Below are 18,268 nucleotides of genomic sequence, written 5' to 3' on the forward strand. Positions count from 1 at the left end.
TTATGGAAAATATCGATTTGATCAACTCGTTTTCTGAATTTAAAGACGATAAATTAATAGATCGAGTAACCTTAATGGCTATTCTAGAAGACGTTTTCAGGAACGCTTTGAAAAAGAAGTTTGGACAAGATGATAATTTTGATATTATTATCAATCCAGATAAAGGCGATTTAGAAATATGGAGAAATAGAATTGTTGTTAATGACGGTGAAGTTGAAGATGATAATGCTGAAATCTCCCTTACCGATGCCAGAAAGATAGAACCCGATTTTGAGGTTGGTGAAGATGTTTCCGAAGAAGTGAAGCTTTTTCAATTAGGCCGTAGAGCAATTCTTGCCCTAAGACAAAACCTGATTTCAAAAATACATGAACATGACAGCACCAACACCTTCAAATATTTCCAAGATTTAATTGGTGAAATTTATTCCGCTGAGGTTCATCACGTGAGACATAATGTGGTTATCCTTTTGGATGATGATGGAAATGAGCTTATCATACCTAAAGAACATCAGATCCCTTCTGACTTTTACAGAAAAGGTGACAATATCAGAGGTGTCATCGAAAAAGTAGAACTTAAAGGTAATAAACCAGTTATCATATTGTCAAGAACATCACCAATGTTCTTGGAGAAATTGTTTGAACAAGAGATACCTGAAGTTTTTGACGGATTGATAACTGTAAAAAACGCAGTAAGAATTCCTGGTGAAAAAGCTAAAGTAGCCGTTGATACTTATGATGACCGAATAGATCCAGTTGGAGCCTGTGTAGGTATGAAAGGGTCTCGTATACATGGAATTGTAAGAGAATTAGGGAATGAAAATATTGATGTAATCAACTACACCAATAACCCACAACTTTATATACAGAGAGCTTTAAGTCCTGCAAAGATTGTTAATATCAAGCTGGACGAAGAAAAGAAATATGCGGAGGTTACCTTAAAACCAGAAGAGGTTTCAAAAGCTATAGGTCGTGGTGGACACAACATCAGACTAGCTGGCCAACTTACAGGTTATAATATAGAGGTCTTCAGAGACGGAATTGAAGAAGAGGATGTTGAATTGACAGAATTCAAAGATGAAATTGAAGACTGGGTGATTAAAGAATTTAGTAGAATAGGTTTGGATACTGCAAAAAGTATCTTAGAATTGGAAGTAAGTGATCTCGTGAGAAGAACAGATTTGGAAGAAGAGACTGTTATGAACGTAATCAAAATTTTAAAAGAAGAGTTTGAAGAATAGATTATTTAAACTCATCTTTGTAACATTATATAAGAGCTAATATTAGAGGCAATTTATGGCTGAATCAAAACAAACAAGATTAAATAAAGTACTGAGAGAATTTAACATTTCACTAGATCGTGCTGTGGAATATTTAAATACTCAAGGCTACGAAATTGAAGCAAGACCTACAACGAAGATTTCTTCGGAAGTTTACGAGGTTTTATCAGACAAGTTCGAAACTGATAAAAGCAAAAAAGTAGCTTCCAAAGAGGTGAGTGAAGAACGCAAAAAGGAAAAGGAAGAATTGCGTCTTGCTAGAGAGCAGGAGCTCGAAAAGAAAAAAGAAGAGGAAGCCAGAAGAGAGCGTCAAGCTGAAGAAAATAAGAAAAAGATAGAGGCTGCTAAAGCAAAAGAGCAAGAAGATAAATCCAAAGCAGAAGAAGCTTCTAAGAAAGCAGATCAGGAAGAAGAAGAAACTATCAGGTCCAAGTCCAAAATTTCTGGCTTAAAGCAAGTGGGGAAAATTGAGCTTAAAGATGAAAAAAGAGGAAACCCTAAAGGCAAAAAAACATCGGATAAGTCTGAAAAGTCTTCAAAACCTGCTCAAACAACTACCGCAAAAGAGACTCCGAAAAAAGCTGATGAAAAACCTCAGATTAAGAAATCTGACAAAGAGGAGGAGAAAACTCCAGAAGAAGTTAAACACGAGACCCAGTATACAAAGCTATCCGGGCCTAACTTCACAGGTGAAAAAATTGATTTAAATCAATTCAAAAAAGCACCAACTAAAAAAGAAAAGGAGAAGGAAAAAGAGAAAGAAGCTGCTTCAAGAAGAAGAAAGCGTAAACGTATTTCTAAGACAAACACTTCACCAGGAGCAAACAAGCCTGCTGGCAAAAGAGGTGCTGCAAAACCATCTTCAAGAAGAGGTGCAAAACCTGTGCAAAAGGAAGAGCCTACCCCTGAGGAAGTACAAAAGCAAGTAAGAGAAACCTTAGAAAAACTTCAAGGTAGATCTTCAGGTAAAAAAGGAGCAAAATATAGAAGAGATAAAAGAGATCAGCACAAACAGCGTTCTCAGGATGATATCACTCAACAGGAGAAAGAAAGTAAGATCCTTAAGGTTACTGAATTTGTAAGTGTCAATGAAATTGCCACGATGATGGACGTACCTGTAACTAAGATTATTTCTGCTTGTATGTCTCTTGGGATGATGGTAACAATGAATCAAAGACTGGATGCAGAAACTTTAAGTGTTGTAGCAGAAGAATTTGGTTACGAAGTTGAATTTGTAAGTGCTGAAGTCGAAGATCCGACTGAGACTGTTGCAGAAGATCCTGAAGATCTAAAACCAAGAGCTCCAATTGTGACCGTCATGGGTCACGTCGACCACGGTAAAACATCTTTACTGGATTTTATTAGAGAAGAAAACGTAATTGCCGGTGAATCCGGAGGTATTACTCAGCACATCGGTGCTTATAGTGTACAAATTAAAACAGGTGAAACTATTTCATTCCTTGATACTCCTGGTCACGAAGCTTTTACAGCAATGCGAGCCAGAGGTGCACAAGTAACAGATATTGCAATTATTGTCATTGCGGCAGATGATGACGTGATGCCTCAGACAAAAGAAGCAATTTCTCACGCTCAAGCTGCCGGAGTGCCAATAGTCTTTGCAATCAATAAGGTCGATTTACCTACAGCTAACGTTGAAAAAATAAAAGAGTCTTTAGCCAACATGAATCTTTTAGTAGAAGATTGGGGAGGGAAAGTTCAATCTCAAGAAATTTCAGCAAAACATGGTACTGGTGTTCCAGAACTATTGGAAAAAGTTTTACTTGAGGCTGAATTATTAGACCTTAAAGCTAATCCTAATAGACTTGCCAAAGGTAGTGTTGTTGAAGCATTCCTAGATAAAGGTAGAGGTTATGTTTCTACAATTTTAGTACAAACAGGTACTTTAAAAATTGGAGATTATGTGTTAGCTGGTACCACAAGTGGTAAGATAAAAGCTATGCAGGATGAGCGTGGTAACAAGGTAAAAGAAGCAACACCGTCTACACCAGTATCGATACTTGGTCTTGATGGCGCACCACAAGCAGGTGACACTTTCCAAGTGATGCAGGATGAAAGAGAAGCAAAAGATATAGCTTCTAAGAGAAATCAACTTCAAAGGGAGCAAAGTGTAAGAACGCAGAAACATATTACACTGGACGAAATTGGAAGACGTATTGCTTTGGGAGATTTCAAAGAATTGAACATTATCTTAAAAGCAGATGTGGATGGTTCTGTAGAAGCATTAACAGACAGTTTACAAAAACTATCAACTGAAGAAATTCAAGTCAACATTATACATAGAGGTGTTGGAGCCATTACAGAAAGTGATGTACTTCTAGCCTCAGCATCTGAAGCTGTAATTATCGGATTTAACGTGAGACCAGCAGGTAATGCTAGAACACTCGCAGATAATGAAGAAATCGATATCAGAATGTACTCAATCATCTACGATGCCATCAATGACATCAAAGATGCTATGGAGGGTATGCTTTCTCCAGAATTGAGAGAAGAGATTACAGGTACTGCAGAAATCAGAGAAACTTTCAAGATTTCAAAAATTGGAACGATCGCCGGTTGTATGGTGTTAACAGGAAAAATTTACAGAAATTCTGGAATCCGACTCATAAGGGATGGAATTGTCATCCATACTGGTACTCTAACTTCTCTGAAGCGTTTCAAAGACGATGTTAAAGAAGTTTCTAAAGGATACGACTGTGGAATGCAGTTGAAAAATTATAACGACATCCAAGAAGGAGATATTCTAGAAGCTTTCCAGGAAGTGGAGGTCAAAAAGAAGTTGAAATAAAATATCAGTTTTTTATAAATATGAAAAGCTCCACATCACGTGGGGCTTTTTTTATAAAAGATACCTAATAACAGGTATTGACAGAGCTTGAGTTAAGTTATAATTTTACGATGTAGCATTATAAGATATTATCTATTATGTTTCATCCTATGTTTGAGTAACTAGCTCAGAATAAAAAAGCTGATTAATCATCAGCTTTTTTTTATGCCTTAGCATAGTGGAGTTTAAGTTATCTATGAGTCATCTTATTTAATAAATTTTACTTTCCGCTTAGAATAAAATTTCATAGATCCTGATAAACTTCAACTCAGGAACCTTCATAGAGGTAACTAGAAATAAGTCGATTTTAAAACTGTCTTTAAAGTGCAAGAAAATAAATAAGTATAATTGTGAGGATTTTATTAAAAAAAAACGCTTTCAATTAAGAAAACGGTTTTTGAATCAAATTCGCCTATTAGAGCTTCCCCGTATAAGATTTCTACGGTTATTTCATTTCCTTGAAATCTATCACGGGATATCAAGGCACCTCGGGACTCATCATTCTAAACTTTCTATTTGAGAAAAAAATCCGATCTCAATTAAGAAACCGGATTAAAATAAAGTTGGCCTACTAGGGCTCCCTTCGATCCCGATACTCATCGGGACTCAGGATAAACCCCGCCTGAACGGACGGGCAGGTTCTCGCCCTTAAATACTCTCTACCAGAAAATAAAAAAACCGACTTCAATTAAGAAATCGGTTTTAATTTAAGTTGGCCTACTAGGGCTCGAACCTAGACTCTTCTGGACCAAAACCAGACGTGTTGCCAGTTACACCATAGGCCAATAATTATTGGAGTGCAAATATAAAACTAACTTTCATACCACCAAACCCATTTTGAAAATTATTTTTTAAAATTTTAAAAGTTCCCAGAATTCATTTAAAATTAGTTGAAATAATAAACAATATCAAGCGTTTATAAGTTTTTATAAATGTTTATTTTCGTCCAAAATATTTTCAATGACCAAGCATGCCTTCTCACTTTGGAATAAATTATTAGGTTGGTTTGCCTTTTTGGTAGCCTTTATAACTTACTATCTCACAACAGAACCCACGGCTAGCTTTTGGGATGCTGGTGAATACATTGCAACTTCAGCAAAACTTCAGGTTGGCCATCCTCCAGGCGCCCCTTTTTATCAGATATTTGGAGCCTTCTTTTCAATGTTTGCTTCAGATGAAAGTCAGATTGCTTTTATGGTTAACCTTATGTCTGGAGTTGCTAGTGCATTTGCTATTTTGTTTATGTTTTGGTCTATTACTCTTTTATTAAAGAAGCTTACTAAAACTAACGAAATTAAAACAAATGCTTCAGACGTAGCCATATTAGCAAGCAGTCTTATTGGTGCACTTACGTTCACGTTCACTGATAGCTTTTGGTTTAGTGCTGTGGAGGCTGAAGTCTATGCCATGGCGGCTTGCATAATGGCTGCAATGTTCTATGTAGGCTTATTATGGGAAAGAGACATGCATAAGCCAAGAGGGAATCGTTGGTTAATTTTAATTTGCTTGATCATAGGATTGTCTTTCGGTGTTCACTTCATGGGACTATTAACCATTCCAGCTATAGGCTTTTTATACTATTTCAAAAATTATAAAAAAATTACGGTAAAAAATTTCATAGTCGCCAATTTAGTCGTTGTTGGAATTTTGCTTTTTATATTTAAACTACTCCTCCCCTACACACTTACATTTTTCGCTAAGGTGGAGGTGTTTTTCGTCAACAGCATAGGACTACCTTTCAACTCGGGAACCATCATCGCAGGCTTACTTGTCATATCCGCATTTTATCTAGGACTTAACTACACAAGACGGAAAAACTATATCCATATCAATACAGTCTTACTTTGTATTTTATTTGTTTTCATAGGATTTTCGAGCTGGATCATGTTGCCTATTCGAGCAAATGCTGGAACAGTAATCAATGAAAATAATCCAAGTAGTGCTCAGCAACTGCTAGCCTATTATAACAGAGATCAATATCCTGAAACCCATTTATTTTATGGCCCTCAATTTACAGAGATCTTCGCAGGATTAGATCCTGATAATCCCTATCTCGATGAAGATCCTATTTATGAAAAAGATGAAGAGAAAGGCGAATATGTCATCATAAACGACTTCAAGAATGCAAAGCAGAATTCTGATGCTGCTCACAAAACCTTCCTTCCAAGAATGTGGAGCACTCAGCACGCTTCTAATTATATGATGTTCACTGGACCATTGGAATTTTCTATAAAACCAGAGTATAGAGGAGAACAAGAACTGGTGTCTGTAGTCAATACATTTAGGTCGGATTTCCAAAAGGGGGAAGTGTCTTCAGATGGATATATCAGTTTTTTAAAACGCTTCAATCAGTATTTAGACATTGAAAAACCTTCAACAGCGTCCAACTTCTCTTATCTGTTTGAATTTCAAATGGGCTACATGTATTGGAGGTATTTTATGTGGAATTTCGCCGGAAGACAAAACGACAATCAAGGGAAATACACAAATTTTGACGGCAACTGGCTAAGTGGAATCAATTTCGTAGATGAAAACAGATTGGGAACACAAGAAAATCTCCCTTCAGATTTAGCTGAAAATAAAGCACGAAATACTTATTATTTTTTACCACTTATCTTAGGGTTAATCGGTCTCTTTTTTCATGCGTCCAAGGATGTCAAACGCTTTTGGGTGCTGACGGTTTTATTTTTATTTACAGGAATAGCACTGAAGATTTATCTTAATGAACGGCCTTTTGAACCTAGAGAACGAGATTATGCACTCGTTGGGTCTTTCTATGTATTTGCTATATGGATTGGTCTGGGAGTTTACGCCTTGTTTCATTATCTGAAGAAATACATTACCCCTAAAATCGTGGCCCCAGCAGTAGGAATAATCTGTTTGCTTTGCGTGCCGGTTTTAATGGCTTCAGAAAATTGGGATGACCACGACCGTTCAGACAAATACACTACTCTTGCCATGGCTAAAAAGTATTTGGATTCTGTAGATCAAGATGCCATCTTATTCACTATTGGGGATAATGATACGTTTGCATTGTGGTATGCACAGGAAATAGAAGGTTACAGAACCGATGTAAGAACTATCAATACTAGTTTATTCGCCACTGATTGGTATATTGACCAGATGAGAAGGAAAGCTTATGAAAGTGAGCCTATTAAAACCACTTTGGAGCATGATGATTACAAGTATGGAACCAATGATGCCGTATGGTTTCAAGAAGATCCAAGAATAAGCGATACACTTAGTATAGATAAGTTTATACAGTATATCAAAAGTGATAACGAAACCACAAAAGCCGAATTACAAAGCGGACTGGTAATCAATACTTTCCCAACCAAAAATTTAAGAGTTCCAGTCGATAAGGAAAAGGTTCTTAATAATGGTATTGTAAAGCCGGAAGATGCTGATTTAATCGAATCTAACATTTACATCACTCTTGAAGATAATCTGGTTTATAAACCTAATTTGATGATGCTAGATTTATTAGCTAATAATGATTGGGATAGGCCTATTTACTTTACCGGAGGAAGCTTTAGGGATGAAGACTATCTCTGGATGAAAGATTATCTCCAGCTCGAAGGGGTGACTTATAAGCTCACACCTATCAAGACACCTGTGAACCCTAACAATCCATTTGATATGGGTCGTATTGACGAAGACAAAATGTACGATATCGTCATGAATTGGGAATGGGGAAATAGTGGAAGCGATGATATCTACCATGATCCTGAAACCCGTAAAAATGCAATTACCTACAGAAGTAATCTTGCACGCTTAGTTGAAAAATTAATAAAAGTAAATAAGCTTGACAAAGCTGAAGATGTTCTCAACTTGGGTATGAAACATATCCCTGTAAAGCATTACCAGTATTATCAATTGGTTGAACCTTTTGTGACAGGTTATTATCAAATTGATAAACCTGAAAAAGCAAGAGAAATTTGGGAGCAACTTGCTACAAATTACCAGGAATGGCTCGATTATTATGCTGGTATGAGTTACGAAAACCAAGTAGAACATGCGGAAAAGATTTTCACTGAAATTGAAAAATACAGAAGCCTGGTCGATATTTTAATCATTCACCAAGACAACGAATTAGTAAAAGACAAGGCAGCAGAGTTCAACTCTTATTTAGAGAAGTTCAGTCATTTTTATCAGGATTCTGAAGTAGAAAATGTTGATGAGGAATTATTGAAAGAACTGAATGAAGAGGAAATGAAAGAAATCGAAAAAGACAGTTCCAGTAAAGGTTTATTAAGTCCAGATCAAATTCCAAATGAATAAATAATTTGAAGTCAAGTGACTTTTTAAAACCACTATTCCCAAAACGAGTATGGAACATCTCAACTCAAGAAAAAGAGATGTTCCTCACTTTTGATGATGGACCTATTCCAGAAATCACTTCATGGGTATTGAATACTTTAAGAAACTACAATGCCAAGGCTACTTTCTTTTGTATCGGAGATAACATAAGAAAACACCCTGAACTATTTAAGCAAATTATCGCAGAAGGACATTCTGTCGGCAATCATACTTTTCATCACATCAATGGCTGGAAAACTAGCTTCCAAAACTATCTAAACGATTTCGAACGTTGTAAAAAGGAGGTCGAAAAGTACTCAACGCCAAAAGATTTATTCAGACCTCCTTACGGCAAATGCACTTCAGCGCAAGCCAAAGCCATACTGAAAGACAATCAGCATATTATTATGTGGGATGTTATTAGTAAAGATTACGATGCCAAGGTTTCAAAAGAAGATTGTTTTCTTAGAGTAAAAACTAATGCGAAACCTGGCAGCATTGTTGTTTTTCACGACAGTCTCAAGGCTGAAAAAAACATGAAGTATGCTTTAGAGAAAACACTGAAAACTTTTAAAGAGTATAAGTTTAAGAGCATTAAGCTTTAGAATAAACGAGTGTCATCCTAAACGAAGTGCAACAAAGTGAAGGATCTTTCACCAAGCCGAGATCGAAAATTTCTCCTTCGTCGGAGTGACAAAAACTTTTTAATTTCTTCGTGCTCTCTGTGCCTTTGTGGTAAATAAAACCACAGAGGCACAGAGAGCACGAAGAAAAGATTATAAATACTTACAGCAACTTTACAAACAAACCTTCGTCAGTTTTATCAACCGTAGCCTGATCTTTACTTCTCAATCCTTTTATAGCTTTATCCCATTTCTTATTACTCAGTCCTGAAGCTGACTTGATAGCTTCTAACTCTTGTGGAGATTCTTGTTTTAGTAATTCTAAAACTATTTTTTCCTCCTCAGTAAGCTCTACTTTTTTCTTTTCCGGACGCATTTGCGGGAAGAATAAAACTTCCTGAATAGATGGATTATCGGTTAAAAACATAATCAACCTGTCCATACCAATTCCCAAACCTGAGGTTGGCGGCATGCCGTATTCCAAAGCGCGTAAGAAATCATAATCGATAAACTCAGTCGCTTCGTCGTCACCTTTCTTGGCTAATTTCAGCTGCTCTTCAAAACGCTCACGCTGATCGATTGGATCATTCAATTCTGAATAGGCATTGGCAATTTCCTTTCCACACACCATCAGTTCGAAACGCTCAGTCAGATCCGGATTGTCTCTATGTTCTTTACACAACGGACTCATTTCCTTGGGATAGTCGGTGATAAACGTAGGTTCTATGTAGTTGCCTTCACACTTTTCTCCAAAAATTTCATCGATTAACTTACCTTTTCCCATGGTCTCATCCACTTCCAAGCCCATGTCCAAAGCTGCTTTTCTCAGCTCCTCTTCAGACTTGCCCGTAATATCAAATCCTGTATATTCTATAATCGCATCCGTCATCGTCACACGCTTATACGGCGCTTTAAAGTCCACGTGATGATCTTTAAACTTAGCTTTGGTTGTTCCGTTAACTTTCATAGCACAATGCTCCAGCAAGTTCTCGGTAAACTCCATCATCCAGTTGTAGTCTTTGTAAGACACGTAGATTTCCATCGCTGTAAACTCTGGATTATGCGTTCTATCCATACCTTCATTTCTGAAGTTTTTGGAAAACTCATACACACCATCAAAGCCACCTACAATCAAGCGTTTCAGGTACAATTCATTAGCAATTCTCAAGTACAACGGAATGTCCAAAGCATTGTGATGCGTGATAAACGGACGCGCCGCAGCACCACCAGGAATGGATTGTAAAATTGGCGTTTCCACCTCCATATAGCCTTGCGCGTTGAAGAAATCCCGCATGGCTGTAAACAAAGCCGAGCGTTTTTTGAAAATCTCTTTCACATCAGGATTCACCGCCAAATCGGCATAGCGTTGTCTGTAACGCTGCTCCGCATCATGAAACCCATCGTACTCATTCCCTTCCCTGTCTTTTTTAGGGAGAGGAAGCGGCTTCAAAGCTTTGCTCAACAATTGAAAGTCCAAAACTTTGATGGTTTGCTCTCCCACCTGTGTGGTAAACAGCTCCCCTTCAATGCCTATAAAATCACCGATATCCAGCAATTTCTTATACACCTCATTGTACAAAGTCTTGTCTTCGCCCGTGCAAATCTCATCGCGGTTAAAGTACACCTGGATGCGACCTTCCCCATCCTGCAATTCTGCAAACGATGCTTTCCCCTGAATCCTACGGGAGACCAGACGACCAGCAACCACCACCTTTTCACCCTCTTTAAAATTTTCCTTTACTTGTTTGGAGGTATGAGTATAATCAAATTGAGCAGCAGGATACGGATTGATGCCCATTTCCCTAAGAGTAGCCAGTTTATCTCGCCTTACGCGTTCTTGTTCTGATAATTGCATGAGTGTATAATTTTCTAAAACCGCAAAGATAAAGACAATCCAACAATTTCTTTTATAAACCCGGGATTAAAGATTTTAAGATTTGTTCCAATCTTTTCTTTTTATTCTGACCTGCCTGACTGCATCACGCAGGCAGGATTTGATTCAAGTTGACCTCATGGTTTAGATCCTTAGCTTTGTGTTCTCAACTGACTTCATGCAACTTCTTAAGTGAAGAGGTTCAGCTGAAGGGTTTAAGGAAAAACCACCTCAATGGAGGTGGTTTTTAGTAGATTCTAATGCAGTTTTCTCTTTTTCAAGTCCACTTTACTGACTTCCTTGTTTTCATGATAAATAAGCAATCTATTTTCATAAATATCTAATTTTCCTGCTTCTAATATTTTATATTCAAAAATGCTATCATTTTCTGTCGTTGGCTCACCTAGCTTCGCCTTTACTTCCTCAGTCGTATAGGATGTAAGCAACTTCTTTTCTATCAAATCTTCAAGCATTAAGTGTCTTTTTAATGGTTTTTCCATCCATACTTGCTGATTAAAATCTAATTGAGGTGTATAACCATAATAAATAAATACAGTGCTCAAAAAAAGAATTAGATAAATTAAAATAGACGCTGAAATTGTAATTAAAAAACGCCTAGTCCTTGTTTTGGACTTTAGACGATTTTTGATAAAGAAATTAACAAGTAGATAAATGGATACAATAAGTATAGGTCCTGAAATAAAGAATAATAGCTTCATAGAATTCATTTAGGTTGTCTTATTTGTATCAAATAACTATTATTTAGAACAAGTGAATCATATTCAAAAATTCCATATTCTGCTTTGTAAATGGTATTTTCAGAAAAGAGTTGAATTTCTACTTCAAGACAATTTTCCTGAATATTAATTGAATTAAATTTTAAAGCATTTACTTTTTCATCTGACACAAGCTTAATATTAAACATTTTTTTAAATTCAGATGAAAGCTTACAATCTGAGCTAGCTGCTAAATTAATAATTCTTCTGTTTTCAAAAAACACTTTTAATTTATCATCATTTACAAGGTCTATAAGTATTTGTTCTTTAGTTGAACACATTTCATTAAAAAATACAAAGACCAACACCAATGTTATCGTAAGTTTCATCATAACTTTAATTTGTTAGTTTTTTAAGATAATTAATGCATTTTCTCTCCAAACAGTATCACCGTAAACGTCAGTTTTAAAAAGCAGTCCAGACTCTCTATTATTCTTCTACCAACAACTTTTTGGCATCATAACTTACCCAGCCGCTTTCCTCTTCAACATACAATTTGAAATTCATCCCTAAATTGAATTTTTCTAAAGTTGCACAATTACACGTATTTAAGGAATCAGGTATATTTTTAATTTCTTCTCTATTTTGAAGATTATAGGATTAGGATTATCATAAACATATCTTGTATAATAGTCTTGCAATCCAATAAAATCACTCTTAAAATAATGCTCTGCAATCACCTCATTTATTTAATAAGATAATTGCAGAGTCATTTATTATATAAAAATTCAGTTTTCAGATTTTTCCTCTAAGTGTTTTATTTTCAATTTTAGATATTTTATTAACAAAATAAAAATTCTAATTATATAATAGGTTATCAAAAGTATTAGGAAAAACCCTAAAAAAGGACTCAGTCCAATTAAAATATCCGTTACTAATTCCATTCTTTATATTATTTATCTAATTATTTTAGCAGTATCGAATTCTCCATTAAATCTATTAATCCTAATCTCAATTATAATAGTTTCACTATAGAACAAGCCATAACCTTGGATATTTAGACCTGTTGTAAGTGTTCCAGATAATGAAATAAATATATAATCACCATCAATAACAGAATTTACTTCGCTAGATTGTTCAAAATTGTAAGGAGTTGTAAAACCAGAAAGACTTGTATTTACATTATCAAAATCGTAACAGTCTTCATGGCTGTTATAATTTGATGATATTATTACATCTAACTTGCATGGAGTCAATGGACTTCTATTTATTGTAAATTCAGCTATTGAATTTACAATATTATCTTGTAAGTCGATCAATGTCGAACTTGCTAAAGATTCAGAATCAATATTTTCTAAAAACTCTTGAATACTTTCAAATTGAATTAGATTAAGATTATATTCATTTTCAAAATCCACTTCTACCTCTGGGTTTTCAATTGATACTTTTACAACTTCGACTGCAAAATCCTTTCCCTCATTCCTATCTCTCCAGCTCAATTCGTCGATAAATTGATTGATTTGGGTAATTTTATATAATGGAGCTTGGTTATTTACCCAGTTTCTTTCACTAATAGACAGCCTATCACCTATAGATATGAGTAAATTACCACGTTCAATTTCATCTACTGTAGTTATGCATCCGTCATCTCCAGTAATACCTGTAGATCCATTACTTGTTTCACAAGGTTCATTTGGATTTGGATTGGTCAGTACGTTATCATCGCCAGGGGTGCTTCCACCACCGCCAGTATTTCCTCCATCGTCTATGGTTTCTGGCGGATTTGGATTTGTTTCTATACACACTGAGCCACAAGACTGATATTGATAAGGTTGTTGGTCTGCAGTTCCATTACAAGTCTGACCATATGAATGATCCCCTCCTGCAGAACAATTTACATTAACAGTCTCACAAACCCTAAAACAGGAACTCTTACCTAAAAAAGAATTTAAGGTTCCTCCTTTTAGTTCAGTTATGAGAACATCTACATCATCACCTAAAGAAGAACCTTGGTTTATCTGTATAAATTCTTGATCATTGACGTCATATTGTACTAAATATTCATCATAAGAAAAGGTTTTAACATTATAATGTAAGACTATATTTTCTATATAGTATTGAGGATTATTTCTTAGCAATTTGAAGGTATAAGTATGAGTTTCTGCATAGGTCATATATATGATGTCATCTGTCAAAATTTGAACCTCATCATTATCTAAATTCTTAAATAAAGAATTCGCGCCAGAATTTAAATTCTTATCTAATTTTTGAATACTTTTATTAACTTTATCGTAGTTAGGAATATCTTCTAAATTTAATGTTTTACTAAGAACCTCTTGGATTTCAGAAGAATTTTCGCCTTCCCCTATAGCATCATCTTTCTCACAGCCTAATGCTATAAACAGAATTGAAATTAGAAGTAATAGTTTTATGGATATAGTTTTCATTTTAAATATGTGTTTTTGTTAGTTATGAAGTTTTCTGGGAGTAAAACTCACAACTAAGTAAACCCATAGATAAATTCTATTCTTTCATAAAGTCGAACGGTTTTCGCTGTGTGTGTGTGTGTGTAAAATCACTTCGTAAATTATTAACTAGGCAATAATAAAACTTTAAGATTTAAAAGAATTACGGTTCGACCGTACTTTTGCTGCGGGAAAACCGTACATTTTTTAAAAAAGCCCATTTCCTTAGAGAGGGGTTGGGGAGAGGCCTAAGAATTTCAGAATAAAACCAAGGTCTACGCTATAAAGTGTACATTTGTAGTACAATTTTAAATCCATGAATAAAGCCATAAAAGTCCTGGAATTGGGACAACGCGATTATAAAGAAACCTGGGATTTTCAAGAGGAATTGTTCCAAAAAGTACTCAACATAAAGGTTCAAAACCGACGGGAATCAACCGATTTAGCTACAGAAAATCACCTGATTTTCGTTGAGCATCCGCATGTGTATACCTTAGGGAAAAGCGGAGATTTGGCCAATTTACTTCTCGATGAAAAGCAGCTAGCTGAAAAAGGCGCTACCTTTTATAAAATCAATCGTGGTGGTGATATTACTTATCACGGCCCTGGACAAATTGTAGGTTATCCGATTTTAGATCTTGAAAATTTCTTTACCGATATTCATAAATACCTCCGTTTTCTTGAAGAAATGGTGATTCTTACTTTGGCAGAATATGGCCTAAAATCAGAACGCAGTGAAGGTGAAACTGGCGTTTGGCTGGATGTGGGCACTCCGTTTGCCAGAAAAATTTGTGCAATGGGCGTTCGTGCTTCGCGGTGGGTGACCATGCATGGCTTCGCCTTCAATGTGAATGCTGACTTGGGATATTTTGATAACATCGTGCCTTGTGGTATACAAGACAAATCTGTGACTTCTTTAAACGTAGAACTCGGCAAAGCTGAAATTCCGGTTGATGAAGTGAAAATCAAGCTAAAAAAACATTTCGCTAAACTGTTCGAAGCCGAACTTCAGGATGCTTAAAGACTTTTAGTGTAAATCAACACCGCATTATCATCGCCTTTTGTGATAAATTGAAATTGGTTGGGTTGTTCAAGATCCAGAGTGATTTGAGAGTTTCCAAAAACAGGAAATCCAGAAACTAATTCAGCTTGTTCATCAAATACGTAAACTTTACTTGCTTGCTGATCCACTATACTAAAATAAGTTCTATTGGCTTGTTCGTGAATTTGTGGTTGAAGATACAGACCATAATCCAAAGTCTTACTCACGCCGTTGATGATTAATTTATTTTCAGAAAAAGTTACTACATGCTTAGGACTCACCGTGATAAAGTGATTATAAGATAAATTCATATCTGAAGATTTTACGGATCCAGTTTCAGAAATTTCTAATAAATCACCTTCATTATTAGTTCCTACAAAACTTTCATCGTGCAAGCCAAATTCATTCCCAGATGTTGATATTTTTTGTTTCGGTTTCACACGCTCTGCACCTGTCCTGCTTAAGATTTTGAGGCCTTGGTCATTTTCCACCAGAATATAATCCTTCCGGCCTATTCTGATGTGCTTTGGTGTCCGTTTGATGACGCCTTGAGCTTTATAATCAAAACCCTTCACCAGCTTTCCATCTTTGTCAAACATCAACACCTCATCGTTTTGAACCACTACAAACCTATGTTTTCCATTATTGTCGTAATCAAAAATAGCGAGCCCCTCAGTTATAAAATCATTGAAGTCTAGAGGGAATGGATCTACATTCTTACCATTTTTATCAATAACATAAAGTCTATTTTGAGTCGTAAAAGCCATTTGAAGCCTTGTGTTTCTGTAGATGTCGAAGGTATGGATGTCACCAACAATCCTACTATCGAGAGCTTTTGTCCAAATCGTTTTTCCATCTTTAGCAATCAGATGCAGCGCATTTGTTTCATCTTGAATCGCAATATCTTTTTGTCGGGTTCTCCAGTTGGTGAAGAAATAAGGATTGGAGGTAATGGTGTTTTCAAGTTTTATACGCTTCACTTGTATGGCTTCAGTTGATTTATCTTCCGCCTTATTTTTAGAAAGGATTCCGTTGACGAAAGCAAAATTTCCCTCGTGCGTCGCTTGCATAATTGTGGAGCTATAGCCTTTGGTATTAAATTCTTTCAGGTTGGGTAAAAAGTCAGTTGTCGCCAATTTTTCAAGTTTATTCTTAATACCATCAAGCTGTCCTCCCCAAACCATGTGTGCAGAAGAGCTCATTTTGTCCAAAGCGGTTTGAAAAGAAGTAGATTCACTCAAGATCGATCGATTATTGATGTTTACCAGCAGGTTCTCTAAAACCTCCTGGTCTTTAGCGAATAGAAAATGGCTGTCGTAAACGGTGAATACAGAAAACTTATGATTGGATAGAAGTGGAGAAAAATCTGCAAATACATTCTCAGCCTTAAAGCTATAGATGGTTTGGTTTCTAAATGATGTTTCTTGTTGTGTTATATTAGATAAGGAGTCTAAAGTTTTTGTCACATTTGAGCTTACCACGTCATAAACTAATCCCCCGTTTTCAAGCTCTATAGCTCCAACCTCGTTTGCATTTTCAAAAATAAATTTAAAAGGAGAGGATGCTGTATAATTTTGTTTGGATCTATTTTCCTGAAGCTTATTAAAATCAGAAAAAGATAAGCTTAGAAATCCTGTTGCGTTGAGAGGGGTAACTTCATGAAGCCTGAATGTTTTTGGAGAAGTTCCTTTAAATAAATTCAATTTACCAGTTGTTTCCTCGCTCAGGATCGCTCCAGACCATTTGTAGTTGCCTTTAGAAACTTCTAAATCTAAACTTAGCCACTTTCCTAAACCTTTCATCGACTTTGCGTTTAAGCCTTTGAATTCATTTTTATAAAGATAATCTGCTTCTTCAAGGTTGATAAAAAATGAAGTCTCTCCGGTGGCAGCTTTATGAGCTTTATAGAAAGTCTCATCAAATTTGAATTGATTATTGTAAGCCCTGATCACATTTTCTACGATAAGCTTGGACTCTGAGGAAATTCTCACTTTATCAATAAGCGTTGAATAAAATGTAGCATTTTCCAGCTTAAATTCTGAAATCTCTTTACCAGCATATTCTATCCTGGTTTGTTTTTTAAGCTGAATAGAATCCAGGCTTAAATACTTGTCTTCGATAATTAATGAGGTTGCGAGTTCGCGTTCACCTATAGGAGTCACCACTAAAAATGCTTCTGCATCTTGCTGAAAATACTTTAAAAATTTAAAATTATTCTGAATCTTTGAAAAAACAGTTAATGAAATATTGTTCTGAAATAGTTCTGTAGAGGTTAACTCTTCGACGGATTGAGAAAGATTTTCAGATTCTAAAATCAATATAGACTTGGAAGGAATAAAATCTATGAGTTTGCCTTGTGCTGAATCTGATTCAAAATCACAGGAGCTTAAACCTATTGAAACACAAATAATAATAAAAAGATGGCGCATAGATAGAAGAATTTCAAAAAACAAAATTAAGTTGAAAAATAGGATTTAAACAAGAAAATGTCTCGGTTTATAATTTTAATCCCAATTGGTCTGGCAACAACTTAAAGCTTTTTCTGTGATATTTTGTTATCCCATAAGTTTGAATAGCTTTCCTGTGCGCTTTGGTTGGATATCCTTTGTTTTGGGCCCAACCATACATGGGAAATTCTTTGTCTATTTTTTTCATGAACGCATCTCTGGCGGTCTTAGCTAAAACAGAAGCAGCTGCAATGCTTAAAAATTTTGAATCCCCTTTAATGATACACTCGTGAATAATTTTTTTGTAAGGCTTAAATCTGTTGCCGTCTACCAAAATCATTTCAGGATGAGGATTAAGCTGTTCTATGGAACAATGCATAGCTGAAATTGACGCGTTCAAAATATTTATCTCGTCGATGGTCTCCATAAATATGTGTGATATACCAAAACTAACAGATGTTTCTTTTAAAATAACTTCCAACACTTCACGTTTTTTGGATGTAAGAAGCTTAGAATCATTGAGGATATCATTTTTGAACTCTTTTGGCAAAATGACAGCCGCCGCTGTCACAGGCCCAGCCAAGCAGCCAAGACCTGCTTCGTCTGTTCCACATTCTAAGTATTTATCTTGATAGTTAAGTTGTAGCATCATCAAATTCAGTAACAAAAATATGAATTCTG

The 18,268-nt window shown here is 35.7% G+C and carries 11 protein-coding genes and 1 tRNA gene; 5 read left to right on the forward strand and 7 right to left on the reverse strand.

The features are described 5' to 3' along the window. The first annotated feature begins 2 nt into the window (after positions 1 to 2). Complete coding sequence (gene nusA, locus LB452_RS00345) at positions 3 to 1,238, forward strand: transcription termination factor NusA (protein ID WP_224459741.1); 1,236 nt, start codon at positions 3 to 5, stop codon at positions 1,236 to 1,238. Between the two features lie 55 nt (positions 1,239 to 1,293). Then, on the forward strand, positions 1,294 to 4,083 hold the full coding sequence (gene infB / locus LB452_RS00350) for a translation initiation factor IF-2 (protein ID WP_224459742.1): 2,790 nt from the start codon (positions 1,294 to 1,296) through the stop codon (positions 4,081 to 4,083). A 751-nt stretch (positions 4,084 to 4,834) separates the two neighbouring features. Here infB and LB452_RS00355 read toward each other — a convergent pair. Continuing rightward, positions 4,835 to 4,907: transfer RNA gene (locus LB452_RS00355), tRNA-Gln, on the reverse strand. Positions 4,908 to 5,082: 175 nt separating this feature from the next. Here LB452_RS00355 and LB452_RS00360 point away from each other — a divergent pair. Next, a complete protein-coding gene (locus tag LB452_RS00360; RefSeq protein ID WP_224459743.1) occupies positions 5,083 to 8,403 on the forward strand; it encodes a glycosyltransferase family 117 protein in 3,321 nt (1,106 codons plus the stop codon). 5 nt (positions 8,404 to 8,408) lie between these two features. Then, on the forward strand, positions 8,409 to 9,026 hold the full coding sequence (locus tag LB452_RS00365; protein ID WP_224459744.1) for a polysaccharide deacetylase family protein: 618 nt from the start codon (positions 8,409 to 8,411) through the stop codon (positions 9,024 to 9,026). 181 nt (positions 9,027 to 9,207) lie between these two features. Here the strand turns inward: LB452_RS00365 and lysS are convergent, their stop codons facing one another. From lysS to LB452_RS00385, 4 genes are all read right to left on the reverse strand, one after another. Further along, a complete protein-coding gene (gene lysS, locus LB452_RS00370; protein WP_224459745.1) occupies positions 9,208 to 10,899 on the reverse strand; it encodes a lysine--tRNA ligase in 1,692 nt (563 codons plus the stop codon). A gap of 275 nt (positions 10,900 to 11,174) precedes the next feature. Further along, positions 11,175 to 11,636, reverse strand: a complete 462-nt coding sequence (locus LB452_RS00375; protein ID WP_224459746.1) for a hypothetical protein — start codon at positions 11,634 to 11,636, stop codon at positions 11,175 to 11,177. A 5-nt stretch (positions 11,637 to 11,641) separates the two neighbouring features. Beyond that, positions 11,642 to 12,022, reverse strand: coding sequence for a hypothetical protein (locus tag LB452_RS00380; RefSeq protein ID WP_224459747.1), 381 nt, complete (start codon positions 12,020 to 12,022; stop codon positions 11,642 to 11,644). A 567-nt stretch (positions 12,023 to 12,589) separates the two neighbouring features. Then, complete coding sequence (locus LB452_RS00385; RefSeq protein WP_224459748.1) at positions 12,590 to 14,080, reverse strand: hypothetical protein; 1,491 nt, start codon at positions 14,078 to 14,080, stop codon at positions 12,590 to 12,592. Between the two features lie 334 nt (positions 14,081 to 14,414). On the opposite strand from LB452_RS00385, the gene lipB reads away from it, so the two are divergent. Next, positions 14,415 to 15,119: a lipoyl(octanoyl) transferase LipB gene (gene lipB / locus LB452_RS00390; RefSeq protein ID WP_224459749.1), complete on the forward strand. Its 705-nt coding sequence runs from the start codon at positions 14,415 to 14,417 to the stop codon at positions 15,117 to 15,119. Here lipB and LB452_RS00395 read toward each other — a convergent pair. Together LB452_RS00395 and LB452_RS00400 are read right to left on the reverse strand one after the other, a co-directional pair. Then, a complete protein-coding gene (locus tag LB452_RS00395) occupies positions 15,116 to 17,569 on the reverse strand; it encodes a hypothetical protein (protein ID WP_224459750.1) in 2,454 nt (817 codons plus the stop codon). The two genes, lipB and LB452_RS00395, sit on opposite strands and share 4 nt — an antisense overlap. 67 nt (positions 17,570 to 17,636) lie before the next feature. Then, positions 17,637 to 18,236, reverse strand: coding sequence for a ribonuclease HII (locus tag LB452_RS00400; protein ID WP_224459751.1), 600 nt, complete (start codon positions 18,234 to 18,236; stop codon positions 17,637 to 17,639). Between the last annotated feature and the right edge of the window lie 32 nt (positions 18,237 to 18,268).

The sequence above is a fragment of the Psychroflexus longus genome (genome assembly GCF_020164595.1).
Classification (GTDB): Bacteria; Bacteroidota; Bacteroidia; order Flavobacteriales; family Flavobacteriaceae; genus Psychroflexus; species Psychroflexus longus.